The sequence below is a fragment of the Gemmatimonadaceae bacterium genome (assembly GCA_035606695.1).
Taxonomy (GTDB): Bacteria; Gemmatimonadota; Gemmatimonadetes; order Gemmatimonadales; family Gemmatimonadaceae; genus JAQBQB01.
The window spans coordinates 34,132-51,321 of sequence record DATNEW010000027.1 but is presented as its reverse complement, the minus strand read 5'-3'; the positions used below and the strand labels follow the sequence as shown (position 1 = coordinate 51,321).

General features: G+C 65.8%; 14 protein-coding genes. 9 read left to right on the top strand and 5 right to left on the bottom strand.

Going from position 1 to position 17,190, the window contains the following annotated elements; genetic code table 11:
* The first annotated feature begins 78 nt into the window (after positions 1–78).
* Complete coding sequence (locus VN706_13510; protein HXT16649.1) at positions 79–1,653, top strand: FAD-dependent oxidoreductase; 1,575 nt, start codon at positions 79–81, stop codon at positions 1,651–1,653.
* 21 nt (positions 1,654–1,674) lie between these two features.
* Here VN706_13510 and VN706_13505 read toward each other — a convergent pair whose 3' ends face one another.
* The 4 genes from VN706_13505 to VN706_13490 are packed head-to-tail and all read right to left on the bottom strand — an operon-like array spanning position 1,675 to position 5,819.
* A complete protein-coding gene (locus VN706_13505) occupies positions 1,675–2,229 on the bottom strand; it encodes a histidine phosphatase family protein (GenBank protein ID HXT16648.1) in 555 nt (184 codons plus the stop codon).
* A 13-nt stretch (positions 2,230–2,242) separates the two neighbouring features.
* The gene (locus tag VN706_13500) at positions 2,243–2,536 is read right to left on the bottom strand and encodes a metal-sensitive transcriptional regulator (GenBank protein ID HXT16647.1); all 294 of its coding nucleotides are present in this window, start codon (positions 2,534–2,536) and stop codon (positions 2,243–2,245) included.
* Positions 2,533–4,734, bottom strand: a complete 2,202-nt coding sequence (locus VN706_13495; protein ID HXT16646.1) for a heavy metal translocating P-type ATPase — start codon at positions 4,732–4,734, stop codon at positions 2,533–2,535. The genes VN706_13500 and VN706_13495 overlap by 4 nt, the downstream gene beginning before the upstream one ends.
* A 41-nt stretch (positions 4,735–4,775) precedes the next feature.
* Positions 4,776–5,819, bottom strand: coding sequence for a serine/threonine-protein kinase (locus VN706_13490; protein ID HXT16645.1), 1,044 nt, complete (start codon positions 5,817–5,819; stop codon positions 4,776–4,778).
* A gap of 292 nt (positions 5,820–6,111) precedes the next feature.
* Between VN706_13490 and VN706_13485 the strand changes: the two genes are divergently transcribed.
* From VN706_13485 to VN706_13475, 3 genes are read left to right on the top strand one after another with little or no spacing between them, the layout of a single operon-like run.
* Positions 6,112–6,642 (top strand): sigma-70 family RNA polymerase sigma factor, encoded by a 531-nt coding sequence (locus tag VN706_13485; protein HXT16644.1) that lies wholly within the window; start codon positions 6,112–6,114, stop codon positions 6,640–6,642.
* 32 nt (positions 6,643–6,674) lie between these two features.
* Entirely contained in the window at positions 6,675–7,676 is a 1,002-nt protein-coding gene (locus tag VN706_13480; GenBank protein HXT16643.1) for a hypothetical protein, read from the top strand.
* Between the two features lie 10 nt (positions 7,677–7,686).
* A complete protein-coding gene (locus tag VN706_13475; protein HXT16642.1) occupies positions 7,687–8,640 on the top strand; it encodes a YceI family protein in 954 nt (317 codons plus the stop codon).
* A 14-nt stretch (positions 8,641–8,654) separates the two neighbouring features.
* On the opposite strand, the gene VN706_13470 is transcribed toward VN706_13475, so the two are convergent.
* A complete protein-coding gene (locus VN706_13470) occupies positions 8,655–10,274 on the bottom strand; it encodes an L-lactate permease (GenBank protein ID HXT16641.1) in 1,620 nt (539 codons plus the stop codon).
* A gap of 123 nt (positions 10,275–10,397) precedes the next feature.
* Between VN706_13470 and VN706_13465 the strand changes: the two genes are divergently transcribed.
* The 5 genes from VN706_13465 (at position 10,398) to VN706_13445 (ending at position 17,182) form a co-directional block, all read left to right on the top strand.
* Positions 10,398–11,381: a hypothetical protein gene (locus tag VN706_13465; GenBank protein ID HXT16640.1), complete on the top strand. Its 984-nt coding sequence runs from the start codon at positions 10,398–10,400 to the stop codon at positions 11,379–11,381.
* Positions 11,382–11,392: 11 nt separating this feature from the next.
* On the top strand, positions 11,393–12,031 hold the full coding sequence (locus VN706_13460) for a hypothetical protein (protein ID HXT16639.1): 639 nt from the start codon (positions 11,393–11,395) through the stop codon (positions 12,029–12,031).
* 97 nt (positions 12,032–12,128) lie between these two features.
* Complete coding sequence (locus tag VN706_13455; protein ID HXT16638.1) at positions 12,129–12,476, top strand: PadR family transcriptional regulator; 348 nt, start codon at positions 12,129–12,131, stop codon at positions 12,474–12,476.
* 2 nt (positions 12,477–12,478) lie between these two features.
* Positions 12,479–15,130: an ABC transporter permease gene (locus tag VN706_13450; protein HXT16637.1), complete on the top strand. Its 2,652-nt coding sequence runs from the start codon at positions 12,479–12,481 to the stop codon at positions 15,128–15,130.
* A gap of 66 nt (positions 15,131–15,196) precedes the next feature.
* Positions 15,197–17,182 carry an acyltransferase family protein gene (locus VN706_13445; protein ID HXT16636.1) on the top strand — a complete coding sequence of 662 codons (1,986 nt, stop codon included), beginning with the start codon at positions 15,197–15,199 and terminating at the stop codon, positions 17,180–17,182.
* Positions 17,183–17,190: the final 8 nt, after the last annotated feature.

Below are 17,190 nucleotides of genomic sequence, written 5' to 3'. Positions count from 1 at the left end.
GAAGTGGCGGCCTCGGGCGGAACGCACTGGTGCGCGCTGTGCAAAGCCTTCGCTGCTCACGTCCACCAAAACGGAACCATGAAAGAGCAGAACACCAATCCCGGCGGCGAAACGGCGTCTGTATGGATGGGAACGTTCGACGTTCCCACCTTTCCCGCACTCGGCGGCAACGCGCGCACGGACGTATGTGTCATCGGTGCCGGCATCGCCGGGTTGTCCACGGCGTACATGCTTCTCAAGGCTGGAAAGAAGGTCATCGTCCTCGATGACGGGCCGCTGGGCGGCGGCGAGTCCGGCCGAACGACGGCGCATCTCGCCAACGCGATGGACGATCGCATCTACGTGCTCGAGCACGTGCACGGCGAGGATGGCGCACGGCGCATCGTGCAAAGTCACGGCGCCGCGATCGATCGCATCGAGCAGATCGTGCGCGACGAGAAAATCGACTGCGACTTCGAGCGCCTCGATGGCTACTTGTTTCTCGGCGGCGCCGACACCGAAACCGTGCTCGATGAAGAGCTCGCGGCCGCGCAACGTGCCGGCATTTCCGGCGTCCAGAAGCTGCCGGCGATTCCAAATCTGTCGTTCGACAGCGGGCCGTGTCTCCGCTTTCCGAACCAGGCACAGTTTCACATTCTCAAATACCTCGCCGGCGTGGCGCAGGCGATCGTCCGCGGCGGCGGCCGCATTTACTGCGATACGCATGTCGCGGGCGTCGAGGGCGGCGCGCCGTGCAAGGTCGAGACGGACAACAAACACACCATCACCTGCGATGCCGTGTGCGTGTGCACGAACTCGCCGATCACGGACATGTACCGCACGCACACGAAGCAGGCTCCCTATCGCACCTATGTGGTTTCGCTCGTCGTTCCGCGCGGCTCCGTTCCGACGGGTCTCTATTGGGACACGCCGGACCCGTACCACTACGTGCGCTTGCAGCGGTTGGATGAGCCGGCGCCGGGCGTCCTCACGGGCGACCAACTGTACGACGCGTTGATCGTCGGCGGAGAAGACCACAAAACCATGCACGCCGACGATGCCGAAGAACGCTGGGACCGCCTCGAGCAGTGGACGCGGCGGCGATTCCCCGAGGCGCGTGAAGTCATCTACAAATGGTCCGGCCAGGTCTTCGAGCCGAACGATTTCATCGCCTTCATCGGCCGCAATCCCGATGGCGCCGAGAACGTGTACATCGCCACGGGGGATTCCGGACAGGGCATGACGCACGGCACCATCGCCGGCATGCTGCTGACGGACATGATCACGGGACGGCTCAACGATTGGGAAACGCTTTACGATCCGCACCGCGTGTCCCTGCGCGCGCGACCGATCGAGCAATTCGTGAAGGAAAACGCCGACGTCGCGTTGCAGTACGTGAAGGATTACCTGCGGCCCGACCCGACTGACGCGAACGATCTAACGCCGGGCGAGGGCCGCGTCGTTCGGCGTGGCGTGCACAAGATTGCCGCCTATCGCGACGACGACGGAGAGCTCCACGAATGCTCGGCGGTGTGTACGCATCTCAAGTGCATCGTGGGCTGGAACAGTGCCGAAAAGACGTGGGACTGTCCGTGTCACGGGTCGCGATTCGACCCGTACGGCAAGGTGATCACCGGTCCCGCGCTCACCGATCTGGAAAAGGTTTCGGAATAACGCGTCGGATTCACACCCGCGCTACTTCATCGACGCGCACGTCGCCACGGGCGACGGCGCGCCGTAGCGGCCGTGCACCAGCTCGGGTTTGCGTCCGTCCCGCAGCGTCACGATGAACAGGTCGTCGTAGGTCTCGTCGCAGATGTTCGATGGTTGTTCAGCGCCAAGCGCGGCGATGATCGCGGGCACGGTGTTCGAATGACCGACCACGAGCACGGTGTGGCCGCTGTACCGCTTGATCGCCGCCACGACTTCCTGCACGTGATTCGGATTGCGCGCCTGCAAGACCTCGGGCGTGATTCCACGCTCGGCAATGGTTGGCGCGGCCGTCATTCGCGTGCGGGCGAAATTGGTCGTGATCGCGGCATCGACGCCCGAATAGCGTAACGTCGTCCACAGCGCGAGCGCGCGCGCTTCGCCCTCGCGCGTGAGCGGTGGATCATCGGCCGGCGTCGCCGCCTTTTCAGCGTGGCGCACGAGAACGACGACGGTGCTCGACGGTTGCTGTGCCCGGGCCGTGACGGGAATCGCGAGCGCGGCGGCCAGGACGAGAAGAAGCGACGATAGGTATCTCATGAGCCTTGGGATGTCAGCGGGCATGTCGGTACATCATCTCGACCAGCTCATCGTACATCGCGTCGGCGTCTTCCGCACCAGCCTTGATCGCTGTGGTGGCGCAATGGCGCAAGTGATTGCGCATGAGCTCGCGCCCCACCGAACGCAACGCTTCGTGGACCGATGAAATCTGCGTCATAACGTCGGCGCAATATCGATCCTCTTCCACCATTTTCTGAATGCCGCGAATCTGTCCCTCGATGCGCCGCAAGCGCTTCAGGTTTCGCTCGCGTGCCGGGGCGTCCACGGCGACCGCCTTTCGGCTCATGCCGGCCTCCAGCGACGAAGTCGCAGACTGTTGGTGAGCACACTCACGGAACTGAGCGCCATGGCACCGCTCGCGATGACCGGGTTGAGCAGAATGCCGAAGCGCGGATACAACACGCCCGCCGCGAGCGGAATGCCGATCACGTTGTACGCAAATGCCCAAAACAGATTCTCGCGCATCGTGCGCATCGTCCGGCGCGAGAGCGTGATCGCGTCCGCGACCGCGCCCAAATCCGGGCGCATCAGCGTGACGTCGCTCGCTTCGATCGCGATGTCGGTGCCCGTGCCGATCGCGACGCCGATGTCCGCCTGCGCGAGCGCCGGCGCGTCATTGATGCCGTCGCCGACCATCGCCGTCACATGACCCGCGCCTTCGCGCTGACGCCGCTCGATCTCGGCCACCTTGTCGGCGGGCATCAGACGCGCCCGCACTTCATCGATGCCCGCCGAACGAGCGATCGCTTCGGCGGTGCGCGCGTTGTCTCCGGTCAACATCACCACTCGCACGCCGATCGCATGCAAGCGCGCGATGCCGGCCGCCGACGTTGCACGCAGTCGATCGGCGACGCCGATCACGCCGATCGGCGCACCGTCACGCAGCACGCTCACGGCCGTGACCCCATCACCCGCGAGACGATCGACGATCGGCGCGAGCGTATCATGTGATTCGCGCCCAACAGTAACCAATCGCCCATCGACGCGCGCGCTGACGCCGCTGCCCGTGAGCGATACGAAGTCACTCGATTCAGGCTGCGCCAAACCAAGCTCGCGCGCCTGACGGGATATCGCATGAGCGATGGGATGTTCGGACCACCGCTCCGCCGCGGCCGCGATCGTCAGCACGGTTCCTTCGTCCACGCCGGTTGCTGGAATCACCGAGACGACGGACGGCTGACCTTCCGTCACCGTTCCCGTCTTGTCGAGGAACACGGTGTCGATCTTCCCCGCGCGCTCGAGCGCCTCACCACCTTTGATCAGCAACCCGAGCTCGGCACCTTTGCCCGTTGCGACCATCACGGCCGTGGGCACGGCCAGGCCCATCGCGCACGGGCAGGCAATGATCAACACGGACACACTCGCCGCGATCGCGTGCCCGATGGTCTGTGTGCCACCGATCGCCAGCCACGCAACGAACGTGACCAGCGCGATGGTCATGACCGTCGGCACGAATACCGCGCTCACGCGATCGGCCAAATTCTGGATCGGCGCGCGCGTCGCCTGCGCATCGCGCATCAACTTGACGATGCGCGCCAACGCACTCTGCTCGCCAAGCGCCGCGGCGCGCGCGCGGAACGCGCCGGTGCGATTGATCGTGCCGCCGAACACGCGATCGTCCGTCGTCTTCGTCACCGGCATCGATTCACCGGTGAGCATCGACTCATCCACCGCGCTCTCACCCTCGACCACATCCGCGTCTACCGGAATGCGCTCGCCCGGCCGCACGCTGATCGTGTCGCCGAGCCGGACGCTGGACACGGCGACTTCGCGCTCGACGCCGCCGACGATCACGCGCGCCAGTTGTGGTTGCAGGTCGATCAGCCGGCTGAGCGCGCGCGACGTTCGAGCCTTTGCCCGCGCCTCGAGCGCACGCCCCGCGAGAATGAACGCAATGATCAGAATGACCGCTTCGTAGTACACCTCGGGTTTCACACCATGACGCTCGAACAGGCCGGGATCGAGCGTCGCGACGAGCGAGAACAGATATGCGGCTCCCGTTCCGACGCTGATGAGCGTATTCATATCGGCGCTGCCGTGTCGCAACGCTCGCGCGGCGCGTACGTAGAAGTCGCGCCCCGCCCACGCCATGACGATCGTCGTCGCCACGAGCAGCACGCGCCACACCGGCACGGTCATCGGCGCGAACATGGCGGCGATCCCAATGGCGAATGTGACGCCGGCCCGAATGCGCAGCGCGCGATATTCCGCGTCGCGTTCGTCGTCGAGCTCACGCTGTGACTCCATCGCGCTGAGCGGGGCTGCCGGCACGTCGGCCTCGTAGCCGACGGAACGCACCACGGCCACGAGACGGTCGGGAGTCGTTGCGGCGTCGTCGTAGGTGACGCTCGCGCTATTCGTCATCAGGTTGACGGAGGCCTCGCTCACGCCGTCGGCCTTCGTGAGCGCGCGCTGCACGCGCGCCTGACACGCCGCGCAGGTCATGCCGCCGATGGGAAGCGTGATCGTGGTTCGATTGCTCATAGGGGGATAATATACCCCCCTCCCCTATCGGCTGCCTGGCGTCAGATCATCGTCCACCGGAACGCCGCCTTCACGACGGCGGCCACCAACGTCAGCTCGGCGGCGACGCTCGTGCGAAACAGACCGCCCGTCGCATGCGCGGCGCGGCTCAGCCACCGCCGCTTCACCGGCAGGGCTTCCAGCGCCGTGGCCAACTCGTGCGCGTTACGGAAACGCGCCTGCCGGTCCTTCTGCAGGCATTGCTCGACGATCTCGCACAGCGCCTCCGGCGCGCGAGGCTCGAGCTCGGCGAGCGGCGTGTGTGTCTCCGCGATGTGCTTCGCCGCCAGCGCCTCGAAGCTGTGCGCCTCGAACGGCAATCGGCCCGAGAGCATGTAATAGCCAAGCACACCGACCGAATAGAGATCGCTGCGGCCGTCGATATCGAGCTCGCCGGCCGCCTGTTCAGGCGACATGTAATGCGGCGTCCCGAAGGCGCGCGACGAATCGGCACGCACCGGATCGAGGGAACGAAGGAGCGCTACTCCAAAATCGGTGAGCATGGCACGGCCGCTCGCACCCTCGAGGAGGATGTTCTCGGCCTTGAGATCGCGGTGAACGACGCCGTCCTGATGCGCGGAGTCCAGCGCCTGCGCCAGATCGCGGAGGATGCGCCGCACGTCACCGGCAGGGAGCTTCCGGTCGCGCCGCATGCGCTCGGCCAGCGACTGGCCGTGCACGTACTTCATCACGATGTACACGAAGTCGTCGGCTTCGCCGAAGGTGTGCACCGGAACGATGTTCGAATGGCTCAGGCGCGCCGTCATCCGCGCTTCGCGACGGAAGCGCTCGCGATGCTCCTCGGACGACGCGAATTCGTACCGCAGCACCTTGACGGCCACGAGCCGATGCAGCGCGATGTCGCGCGCAAGAAAAACAACGCCCATGCCGCCGCGACCGATCTCGCGAACGACCTGATACTGGGCGCCAAGATGATTGATGATTTGCTCGCGCTCCCAGTCGGCCGGCACGGTCTCGAGCGCGCCGGCAATCGGCATCTCGAGCGTGTCAGCGTAGGGGTCGACGAGGAAAGACGCGGGACTCATGACAGACCTAACAGGGAATCGAAGACGAAGCACTCAACTACTTCTTGTATTTCTTGAGACACGGCATTCGCACGAAGGGTTTGCCTAAGGAAGTGCCGTGCCTCTCTCGATCCCTACGGAACGCGTTGGCGAGAAGTTACTTAGCGTCCTCGGCGGCCTTTAGACCGGGTCGCGAATGTGTCCGATAATGGGATTGTGCGGTCGCTGCTGAACGCGTCCACGACCATGTAAGGTTTGTGACTCGATGCGCGTTTGGTACACGACCATGCGCGCCATTCAACTTTCCTCGCTGATGCCAGCGTCCTCGCCAGCGGATCTCGTCGCACGTGCGCGAACAGGCGACCCCGATGCGCTGACCGCGCTTTACGCGACCTTCGGCGATTCACTGATGGCGCTCGCGTTTCGCCTCACGGCGTCGCGCGCCGACGCCGAGGACGTGCTGCACGACGTCTTTCTTGGGCTTCCCGAAGCGTTGCGGCGCTACGAGGAGCGCGGTTCGCTCGAGTCATGGCTCAAGCGAATTACCGCGCGCGTCGCCTTGTCGCGATTGCGCGCACGAACGCGCCAAGGCGAGATCGATCTTCCAGACGATTTGCCACTCGGCGAACCCTCGGCACCAGATCGGTTGGCCGATTTCGTCGCGGTACGAGAAGCGATCGAAACGCTGCCGCACTCGCTGCGAACCGTGGTCGTGCTTCGCGAGCTCGAGGGATACTCACACAGCGAGATCGCCGAGTTGCTCGGCATCAGTACGAATGCATCAGAGGTGCGCCTGCATCGCGCGATCCGCGCGCTGCGTTCGCTGCTCGGAGTCAAACCATGAACGACGTGTTCGAAAATCGTTTGCAAACGGCAATGCGTTCGTTGTCCTCCCCGGCCGCGCCGCCCGATCTCATCGCGCGCGTCATTGCCGAGCGTGCCGCCGGCAAGCGAATCATCCTGCCGACGAGCACGCCGTCGTCACGATTCAGTCGCGTCGCGCGAATCGGCTGGGTGATGGCCGTGGCCGCCGCGCTCGCGATCGTGATGGCGCTCCCTCATGCAGTTCGCCGCATGCGGGGCGACGCCGCGGCAGACTCGGTTTCATCCAGCGATGACTTCTTCGTCAGCCGCGCGTTCGCCGAGCAGGGCGCGCGTGGACCGGCGTACCCGCCGCTGCACGGACTCACCGGCGTGCTGATCCGACCGGGGCGATACCAGTATCGAATTCGATACGTGGATTCCGCCGGCAACGCGACGCCTGATGGCGAGGGCACCATCGACATCACACGCGCGACGTCGGGCGGTACGGCCACGCTCAGCATTGCGCACGTCGCGTCGCTCACGGCGGACGACGGGCAACGTCGTACGGAGGCCGAGTCGCTCGTTGTGGCGCTGGCCGATCTCAGCGTGCGCTCTCGCGTCGTGCACGTTCGTCCCTATCGCCGCTTCAGCGAGATCAACATCGCGCAGCGGATCGTGAGCGACAGCCTGCTGGGACAGATGACCACCGACGACGGGATTCACCGCTCGATCGCGCGGCGACTTCCCGCCAACTACGGTCCGTTCATTCCCGACGCGATCGCGGCGATGGCACTTGCCGGCGTGCGACTGGCGCCGGACTGGCGGGCGAGCGTGTCGGTGCTCGGCTGGGGCGTGATCGCATCCGACGTCTACTTCCCGGTGTCGCTCCGCGTAGTCGGCGACGAGCGCCTGACGACGCCACGCGGCGTATTCGACTGCTGGAAGCTCGCGGTCGACGCGCGGGGCATTCGCCGCACCGAGTGGGTCCGCAAGTCCGACGGGCTCGCGCTGCGCGTCGATGGCGCTCCAGCCACCCTCCGCGGCATCCGCCGATTGGAGTTAACTGTTTTTTAATGAGTATAATATGAATACACTTTTGATGGTCGTGTGTCTCATCGTCCCGCCGGGCCCGGTTCGCGAATTTCGCATCGACGCCGGACACTCCGAGGTCGGGTTCTCCATCGGGTTCCTCGGCCATCCAGTCCACGGCCGCTTCGACGACGTCCGCGGCACGATCACGTACGCCGAAGGCAGTCCCGCGGCGAACGGAGTAGCGGTCGTCATCGCGGCCCCGAGCGTTTCGACGGGGTCAGCCCATCGCGACGAACATCTTCGCAGCCCCGATTTCTTCGACGTGTCGCGCTATCCGGTCATCACCTTTCACAGCACCGGCATCGTTGCGCGCGGGAAGGAATTCGTCGCCACGGGGCCGCTGACGATGCACGGCATCACGCGCACGGTTGCCATTGCCTTCGAGCAAACGCAGCCGCTGCTCGCCGACCCGCACGGTACTGATCTCGTATTTTTCAGCGGCACGCTCCGCCTGGCGCGCAAGGACTTCGGCATCCTCGGCGGCAGCAGGTACAACAGCTGGTTCGACGAGCTGCGCAGCGCGACCATGGCCGATAGCGTCGACATCACCCTCGAAATTACCGGCTACGATCACGTTCCCGCTCGGATACCGCGCTACACCGATGAGTTGGAGCGGATTGACGCCGGCGGAATCGCCGCGGTGCTCATGCGCATTCACTCGATCGGCGCCGACACGCTCCGCTCGCAAGCGTGGGACATCGAAGAGGTCGCACGCCTGTTGCAGAGCCGCGGACGCTCGGCCGATGGTCTCGCGCTGCTCGAGGCAATGACGGCGCGCCTCGACGGCGACGCCACGATGCACGCCGCGCTTGCGCGAGCGTATGAAGTGGCGGGCAAACCGGAGCTCGCCGTCGAGCAGACACGCCGCGCGCTCGCGCTGGATTCGCTCGATACCCGCGCCATCGAGCTCGAGCGCCGGCTTCGGCCGCGCCCAACCCCTCGTTGATTCGCTGCGCTTCGTCAGCGAACCAACATCCACGGCCACCAGTACTGCTGCGCGAGCACCAGGAGCCCGACGAGCGACGCCAGCGCGATCGAGTGGAAGAACACGAAGCGCAGGATGCGCCACTCGTGTCCCTCCCACCGTGTCGCGGTGCTCGCGACGACGATGCTCTGCGCGTCGATCATCTTTCCCATCACGCCGCCCGAGCTGTTCGCCGCCGCCATCAACACCGGACTCAGACCCAACCGCTGGGCGGTGATGCGCTGTAGACTGCCGAACAACACGTTCGATGACGTGTCGCTTCCGGTGAGCGCCACGCCGAGCCAGCCGAGCATCGCGGCGAAGAAGGGATACATGACGCCGGTGTGCGCGAAGGCCAGGCCGAGAATCGCGTCCTCGCCCGAGTAGCGTGTCGTGTACCCGAGGGCAAGCATCGCCGCGATGGTGAGGAGCGACCGCCAGATCATGGCGCACGTCGCGGCGTATTGGCGGATCATCTCAGTTATTGAATATCGTAACACTAATCCCGACACGATGGCGGTGAGAAGAATCGCCGTGCCGGACGCCGACAGCCAGTTGAACAGGAACACCGCCGGCTCGGGGGTCGGCTTGGCCAATACCGGGGGGACGCGCAGCACCATCTTGTCGAGACCGGGCATCGCGAACGTCGGCGCGGACAGGTGATTGAGAAACCCCTTCACCTGTGGCGTGCCCCACGCGAACACGATGACCGTGAGAATCACCCACGGCAGCACGGCGATGCGGAACGGCGTGACACTCACTGGTTCGGCGTCGCTCGCCGGCGGCACAGTCACCGTCGCGCCGCGCCGCGGCTTCCAAACTTTCAGGAACAACGCGACGCACACCATCGAGCATCCGGCCGCCACGATGTCCACGAGCCACGGCCCGTGATAGTTCGACACGAGGAATTGCGGCACCGCGAACGACACGCCCGCCACGAGCAGCGCCGGCCACACTTCGCGCACGCCGCGAAGCCCCGAGTACGCCGCCATCAACCAGAACGGCACGATGAGCGAGAAGAAGGGCAACTGCCGCCCGACCATCGCGCTCAATGCATTGAGGTCGAGACCAGAGACTCCTTGCAGCGCGATGATCGGCGTGCCGAGTGCGCCGAAGGCGACAGGTGCGGTGTTGGCGATGAGCGACAACGCCGACGCTTCGAATGGTGGAAATCCAAGGCCGATGAGAATGGCGCCGGTGACGGCCACCGGTGTTCCAAATCCCGCTGCTCCCTCGAAAAACGCACCGAAGCAGAACGCGATCAGCAGTAATTGCAGTCGCCGGTCGTCGGTAATGCCGGTGATGCCCCGCTGTAGCGCCACGAACACGCCGCGGTCCGCGGTGAGGCGATAGAGGAACATCACGTTCAGCACGATCCAACCGATCGGCAACAATCCGTATGCCGCGCCGAGCAGCGCGGCGCGCGACGCCATGTCGACCGGCATGCCGATGACACCGATCGCCACGGCGAGCGCCATCCCCAAACCGCAAAGCGCCGCCGCGTACGCGGGAACACGCCGCATTGCGAGTAGTCCAAGCAAGACGACGAGTGGAGTCGCCGCCGCGAGCGTCGACAGCGGTCCGTGCAGTGGATCGTAGCTTTGCGACCAAGGCATTTGCGTTGGGCGGGTGCCCGCTTGCGGGCGGTTGGCGCCGGGCGTCCAGCGGTAACTTTCGAGAACCACCCACACACGAACGAGCCAGCGTTGATCAGATCAGTCCATCAGGCGGCGATGATAATGGCCGTCTTTGCCGTCCTCGGCTATACGCATCGGGCCGCTGCGCAGGACTCCGGTTCGGTGAGACATCCGGCGAAGCAGGCGGCACCGGCCAAGAAGCAGGCGAAGAAGACGTCCGCCAGGAAACGTGCGGAGGAGAAATCGCCCGCTGCCGGCGGGCCCGTGTGGCCGGTCCCTAATGTCCCGGATCCGCTCCCGGGGTCCATTCTTCCGGCGAAGCGCATCGTCGCGTTCTACGGCAACCCCCTCTCGAAGCGCATGGGCATTCTCGGCGAAGTCGACTCCGCGACGATGTTGGCGAAGCTCGATCGCGAGGTCGCGGCATGGAACAAGGCCGATCCCGACCATCCGGTGCAGCCCGCGCTGCATCTCATCGCCGTCGTCGCCTCACGTGAGCCGGGCACGGCCGGGAAGTATCGCACGCGCATGGACAGTACGGTCATCCGCCGGGTGTACAACTGGGCGAAGATGAAGCACGCGCTCCTGTTCCTGGACGTACTGGTGGGACAGGGAACGCTTCAGGAAGAGCTGCCGCGTCTCTTGCCGTGGCTGAAGAATCCTGACGTGCATCTCGCGATCGACCCCGAGTTCTCGATGAAGCACGGCGAGGTGCCGGGCACGAAGATCGGCACCTACGACGCCGCGGACATCAACTACGCGTCGTCGCTGCTCCAGGACCTCGTGACGAAGGAGCATCTGCCGCCCAAGGTCCTGATCGTGCACCGGTTCACGCGCGACATGCTCACGGGATACAAGCGCATCAAGCTCGACCCGCGGGTACAGATCGTGATCAACATGGATGGGTGGGGCCCGCCCGCTCTCAAGCGCGAGTCCTACCGGGCGTACGTCTGGAAGTATCCGGTCGAATACACGGGGTTCAAGCTCTTCTATCACAACGACACGAAGAAGAAGGGCAGCACCCTCATGACACCGGCGGACGTGCTCTCGCTCAATCCCAGGCCGCTCTACATACAATATCAGTAGGAACGGATTGCATGCCGGATCGTCGAAAATTTCTCGCGCAAGCGGCAGCCTTCGCTGCGGCTCCGTCGCTGATGCGCCCATCGCCACTCCCCACACCCCAGGCCGCGTGGGACATGTCGTGGGTCGATCAGCTGGCGACGGCGAAGCACAAAGCCGTCTTCGATGCGACGATGATCACGAGCGGACTGTCCGCCGGACACGTCGACCTCTATTTGAAGAACTATAAAGAGGTCTACGACACCGACGAGAAGGACATGCGCGCGGTGCTCGTCGTTCGGCACGAGGCGGTGCCAATGCTTCTGAGCGACGTGTTCTGGCAGAAGTATCAACTCGGCAGCCGTCTGCGGTTGAACGATCCCGCGACCGGCGGTCCGACGACGCGCAACTATTTCGCCGCAACCGGGGCGCATCCTGTCGCCGACCTCACGACGCTCGAGCAGCTGCACGCGCGCGGCGTCATCATCATCGGCTGCAACAAGGCGTTGCTGAGCCTTGGCCAGATCATGGCGCAATCCGCCGGACAGCCGGTCGAAGCCGTACAGGCGGAGACGCGCGCGGCGGTGTTGCCGTTCGTCACGCTCATGCCGTCCGGCATTTTCGCCGTGACGCGCGCCCAGGAAGCGGGCTGCCAGTACATCCGTTCAACCTGACGCGGTGTCGGAGCCGTACGCCGCCTCTTGACGGATCTGTCTCGAGGCGACATCCTATGCATCGATTGTCGTTACATCGAATGTCGATAGGAGTGGCATGCCTCGACCGTCGTCTCTCGATCTCCTCCAGGGCACGCTCGACCTCCTCGTGCTCAAGACGCTCACGTGGGGGCCGGCGCATGGGTACGCCATCGCGCGCTGGATCCAGCAGATCACCGGCGAGGTGCTCACCGTCGGCGAAGGGTCGCTCTATCCCTCCCTGCACCGGCTCGAGGAACGCGGCTGGATCGAGTCCGAGTGGCGGCTCTCGGAGCACAATCGCAAAGCGAAGTTCTACCGGCTGACCGCGCGCGGACGCCAGCAGCTGCGCGCCGAGACCGCGTCGTGGGGGCGGTTCGTCGACGCGATCGCGAAAGTCCTGAGTACCACCGAGCAACCGGGCTGACGGTGGGCGGCGCGCGGTGGCGGCGCTACGTCCGGCCGGCGCGGACCAGTCTGCGCGCCGACGTCGACGCGGAGTTCGCGTTTCACCTCGAGATGCTCGTGAACGAGCTGATCGACGCCGGCTGGCCGCCCTCGGCGGCGCGTGCCGAAGCGAAACGGCGGTTCGGACCAATCCCGGTCGTGCGCGACGTGTGTCTCACCATCGACAAGCGGCGCCGGCGGCGCGTCGCGCTGGCGGATCGTATGCATACTATCATTCAAGATCTTCGCTACGCCGTGCGCGGGATTCGCCGCGCGCCCGGTTTCTCGCTGGTCGTTGCGCTGACCGTCGCCTTGGGCATCGGCGCCACCACGACGATGTACAGTGTAGTCGACGGCGTCTTGCTTCGGCCGCTGCCGTACGCGAACGCCGAGCGTCTCGTGGCACTCGAGACGCGCAGCGCCAGCACGCAGGAACCGACAGTGGCGTCGTTCCTCGAATATCGCAGTTGGAAGCTGCGCACGCCCGCCGCGTTCGACGAGATCGGCGCGTGGTTTCAGAACGGCGCGGTGCTCACCGAGGGCGATCGAGCCGAGTTCCTCCTCGGCGAACGCATGAGCGCGAGCGTACCGCGCATGCTCGGAGCGCGCCCGGTCATTGGGCGGTTGTTCACGGATGCGGAAGATGATCTGTCGGCGCCTCGCACCGTCGTGTTGAGCGAGCGTTTTTGGCGCGAGCGCTTCGGCGGCGATCGCAATATCGTCGGACGTACGCTGCAGTTCAGCGGACAACCCGTCACCGTCGTCGGCGTGTTCGCGTCGACAGCCGCGAGCCGCCTGCCCACCGAGCTCGCTACGGGGCGCCAAGTGAGCTTCTGGTTCCCGCTGCGACTGAACGCGCAGGCCGTCCCGGCCGACCTGCACTTCATGTACGCGATGGCGCGCCTTCGCGACGGCGTGAATTTTTCCCGGGCCGACGCGGCGGTCCAAACCGTCGCGCGCACGCTCAATGCCGAGCATGCGACGACGAATGGAATCGTCGTCGCGCCGTTGGCCGACGATATCATTGGGAACGCGCGCCGGCCGCTGACGTTGTTGTTGGCCGCCGTCGCATTGTTGCTGCTCATCGCATGCGCAAACGTCGCGAATTTGCTGCTCGCGCGCGCCGCCGTGCGCCGACGCGAGTTCGCCATTCGCCTGGCGATCGGCGCCGGTCGTGGCCGGCTTCTCGCGCAACTGCTGGCCGAAAGCATCGTGCACGCGGTATCGGGCGGTACACTCGGTGTAGGGGTGGCGATCGGGGCGTCGTGGTGGCTGCGTCACCGATTGTCGGTACGGTTGCCGCGCTTCGAGTTGGTGTCGATCGACGCGCGTGTGCTCACATTCGCGATTGCCGCCTCGGTCCTCACTGGCCTCCTGTTCGGTCTCGCGCCCGCGCTGCACGCGGCCGGCGGCGTCGGCTCGGACGCGCTCCGGGACGGGCGCGGCGCATCGTCCGGCGGCCATGATCGCGTTCGCCGTTTGCTCATGGTCGCGGAGATCGCGCTGTCGTTCGTACTGTTGGTCGAAGCCGGACTGCTCGTGCGCAGCCTGCACAACGTGCTCACGGTGCCGAGGGGATTCGATTCGTCACGCATGACGACGGCGGGGATCGCGCTGCCGCCGACGAGCTACCCCGACGACACGCGTCGCCTGGCGTTCTTTAGAGATCTATTACAATCGCTTCGTGGGGCGCCGGCCCTGACGTCCGTCGCGCTGACCAGCAGCCTGCCGATCGAGGGCGGCGTGAACGGTGATGTGAACATCGAGGGCCGCACGCTGAGCGGTACGTCGCGTCCGGTGGTCGAGAAGCGCATCGTGAGCGCGGGGTATTTTGAGACCCTCGGCAGTTCGCTCGCCGCCGGACGATTCTTCGATGCGCGCGACGTCGCCGGGCAGCAGTCGGTCGCCATCGTGAACGAAGCGTTCGTGCGAAAGTGGTTCCCGAACGAATCGCCGATCGGCAAGCGCGTGGAATTTCTCTGGGGCACCACGGGGCTGCAGACGATCGTCGGCGTCGTCGCCGACGTGCGCGAAGGCTCCCTCAGGCAGCCGGGCCAGCCGGCCATGTATGTACCGCTCGACCAGCGCCCCGCCGATGCGCTGTCTCTCGTCGTGCGAACGTCGACCGACGCCGCCGCGGTGCCGCGCATCATTCGCGCAACCGTCAAGGCGATCGATCCTCGCTTGCCCGTCATCGACATTCGCACGTTCGACGACATCATCGCGACCGACGTGGCAGGGCCACGCCTCACGACGACGATTCTGATCGTCTTCGCCGGCGTCGCGCTACTGCTTGCGGGCATTGGACTGTACGGCGTAGTGAGCTACGCGGTCGCGCAACGCATCCATGAATTCGGCATTCGCGCCGCACTCGGCGCCCAGCGCACGGATTTGATGAATCTCGTCTGGCGCCAGAGCGCTTCGCTGTTCGGCGTCGGCGCGTTGGTGGGCTCCGCGGCGGCGGTTGCGGTTGGCCGCTTCGTGGCCGGGGAGCTGTTCGGCGTCGCGCCGACGGACGCGTTCACGTTCGCCGCGGTGGCGGTGGTGCTGGGCGCTGTAACGTTCATCGCGGCGTCGCTGCCGGCCCGCCGGGCGACGCGAGTCGATCCGCTCGAGGCACTCCGCGGCGAGTAGTCGCGGGCAGAGGAGCCGCGGACCTCGTTCGTAACTTCCGACGGCCGTCTTACGTATCGGATACCCATGACGCCCGACCGTCACGGGTTCCGATCCGATATCGAAGGTCTGCGCGGCGCCGCGATTCTGCTCGTCGTGGCCTTTCACGCGGGCGTGACGTGGCTCGCCGGCGGCTTCGTCGGCGTCGACGTCTTCTTCGTCCTCTCGGGATACTTCATCACCGCGACCCTCGCGCGCGAGGTTGCCGCGCGCGGCGATGTCGACGTTCAGTCGTTCTACGCGCGGCGCGCGCAGCGCCTGCTGCCGGCGTTCCTGGTCGTTTTCGTCACGACGATGCTTGCGGTCGCGTGGCTGTACGCGCCGATCGATCAGCCGTCGATCGCGAGCGATGCGCGGTGGATCGCGGTGCACGCGGGCAACGTACTGTTCGCGCAATCGGCGTTGGACTATCACGCCTCCGACGGCAATCCGCTGCTGCACACCTGGTCGCTCGCGGTCGAGCAGCAGTTCTATCTCGTGTGGCCGTTCCTGTTCGCGCTGATTGGCCGTACCTACGGCAGCGCGGGTGCGACGCGCGCGCGGATGCTGCGCTGGGTGGTGATCGTTGGAGTTGCGTCGCTCGGGCTTTCGTTGTGGGCCACGCGTATCGCGCAGCCGTGGGCGTTCTTCGGCATGCCGACGCGGATCTGGGAGTTCGCGCTCGGCGGCGTGGTGGCGCTCTCGAGTCTTGGCGAGGAAGCGGGCGGTTCGCGTTGGTCGATCGATGGAACGTTGATTCAGATCGCGGGGCTCGCGGCAATCGCGGTTGGCGTCATCGCCTATCACGGCGCGACGCCCTATCCGGGTACGGCGGCCCTTCTTCCCGCGCTCGGTGCGGTCGGCGTGCTCGTTGGCGGCGCGCGGGCGCGCGACGGCATCGTGAGCACTGCACTGGGCGCGCCGCTGCTTCGTTGGTTCGGCCGCTATTCGTACGCATGGTACTTGTGGCATTGGCCGTTGGTGGGCGTCGGCGTCGTGCTCGACTCGAGAATTGGCGTCGGCGGTAAGCTCGCATGGTCCGCGATCGCGCTTGTGCTGGCGGTGCTCACGACGCGCTACGTCGAGGAGCCTGTTCGCCGTGGCGAGTGGCGTTGGCTCGACGCGTCACGCATCCCACTCGCCGCGTTCGGCGCGACGATCGGGGCGGTGGCACTCGCGTTCACCGTCTTGATGGCCGCGACGCAGCGTGCATCGGCGCCGGCGCAGCGCGTGTTCGCCGACGCGCGCGGCGACCTCATGCCGCACGACTGCTGGGGATCGATGCTCGCGAATCCCAAGGGACCGTGTGTGTTCGGCGATCGAAGCGCGAGCACGATCGTCATGCTCCTTGGTGACTCGCACGCCGAGCATTGGCTTCCGGCGGTCGATCGCATTGGACGAGAGCGCGGGTGGAAAGTCGTCGCGATGATCAAGCCCGCCTGTCCCGTCGCGGATCTCCGCGATTTCGTGAGTCGCCGGCTCAAGCGCGAATACTCGGAGTGCGGCGAGTGGCGTCGCGAGATGCTGCGCCGCATTCTCGCGACGCGCCCCGCGCTCGTGATTTTATCGAGCTACGACCACTACGTGTCGAAGGAAGAGACGACGCCCGAATGGCGAGTGACACCAGCGGCGTGGCGCGATGCGCTGCGTCGCACCTACTCGCTGCTTTCGTCGGCGGGGCTTCGCACCGTCGTCATTCGCGACGTACCCGACGCGGGATTCGACGCGCCGGCGTGTTTGTCGCGGCGTGAGGCGGAGTTGCCGTTCGCGGGTCCGTGCGAGTACGACTTGCGCGACGCGCTACATCCAGCCGCCATCCGCGCGCAGACGGATGCGGCGCGCGGACTGCCGCGCATCGCGTTCGTCGATATCACCGATCGCGTGTGCGCGAGCGCGCGTTGTTCAGTCGTGCAGCGCGGCAACGTCGTGTTCCGCGACGGCGATCATCTCACCGCCCGGTTCAGTCGCGCGGAGGCGTCGGTGTTGGCGGAGCGGATCGCCGCGGCCGTCCACAGTATGGCGCGCGGAGATTGAGTCCCGCC

What these genes read in the sequence shown, in the direction of transcription:
- VN706_13475 (HXT16642.1), top strand. Translation starts at nt 7,687, where the DNA reads ATGAATACACTTTTGATGGTCGTGTGTCTCATCGTCCCGCCGGGCCCG.
- VN706_13500 (HXT16647.1), bottom strand. Translation starts at nt 2,536, where the DNA reads ATGAGCCGAAAGGCGGTCGCCGTGGACGCCCCGGCACGCGAGCGAAAC.
- VN706_13510 (HXT16649.1), top strand. Translation starts at nt 79, where the DNA reads ATGAAAGAGCAGAACACCAATCCCGGCGGCGAAACGGCGTCTGTATGG.
- VN706_13465 (HXT16640.1), top strand. Translation starts at nt 10,398, where the DNA reads ATGGCCGTCTTTGCCGTCCTCGGCTATACGCATCGGGCCGCTGCGCAG.
- VN706_13460 (HXT16639.1), top strand. Translation starts at nt 11,393, where the DNA reads ATGCCGGATCGTCGAAAATTTCTCGCGCAAGCGGCAGCCTTCGCTGCG.
- VN706_13455 (HXT16638.1), top strand. Translation starts at nt 12,129, where the DNA reads ATGCCTCGACCGTCGTCTCTCGATCTCCTCCAGGGCACGCTCGACCTC.
- VN706_13470 (HXT16641.1), bottom strand. Translation starts at nt 10,274, where the DNA reads ATGCCTTGGTCGCAAAGCTACGATCCACTGCACGGACCGCTGTCGACG.
- VN706_13505 (HXT16648.1), bottom strand. Translation starts at nt 2,229, where the DNA reads ATGAGATACCTATCGTCGCTTCTTCTCGTCCTGGCCGCCGCGCTCGCG.
- VN706_13485 (HXT16644.1), top strand. Translation starts at nt 6,112, where the DNA reads ATGCCAGCGTCCTCGCCAGCGGATCTCGTCGCACGTGCGCGAACAGGC.
- VN706_13445 (HXT16636.1), top strand. Translation starts at nt 15,197, where the DNA reads ATGACGCCCGACCGTCACGGGTTCCGATCCGATATCGAAGGTCTGCGC.
- VN706_13495 (HXT16646.1), bottom strand. Translation starts at nt 4,734, where the DNA reads ATGAGCAATCGAACCACGATCACGCTTCCCATCGGCGGCATGACCTGC.
- VN706_13480 (HXT16643.1), top strand. Translation starts at nt 6,675, where the DNA reads ATGCGTTCGTTGTCCTCCCCGGCCGCGCCGCCCGATCTCATCGCGCGC.
- VN706_13490 (HXT16645.1), bottom strand. Translation starts at nt 5,819, where the DNA reads ATGAGTCCCGCGTCTTTCCTCGTCGACCCCTACGCTGACACGCTCGAG.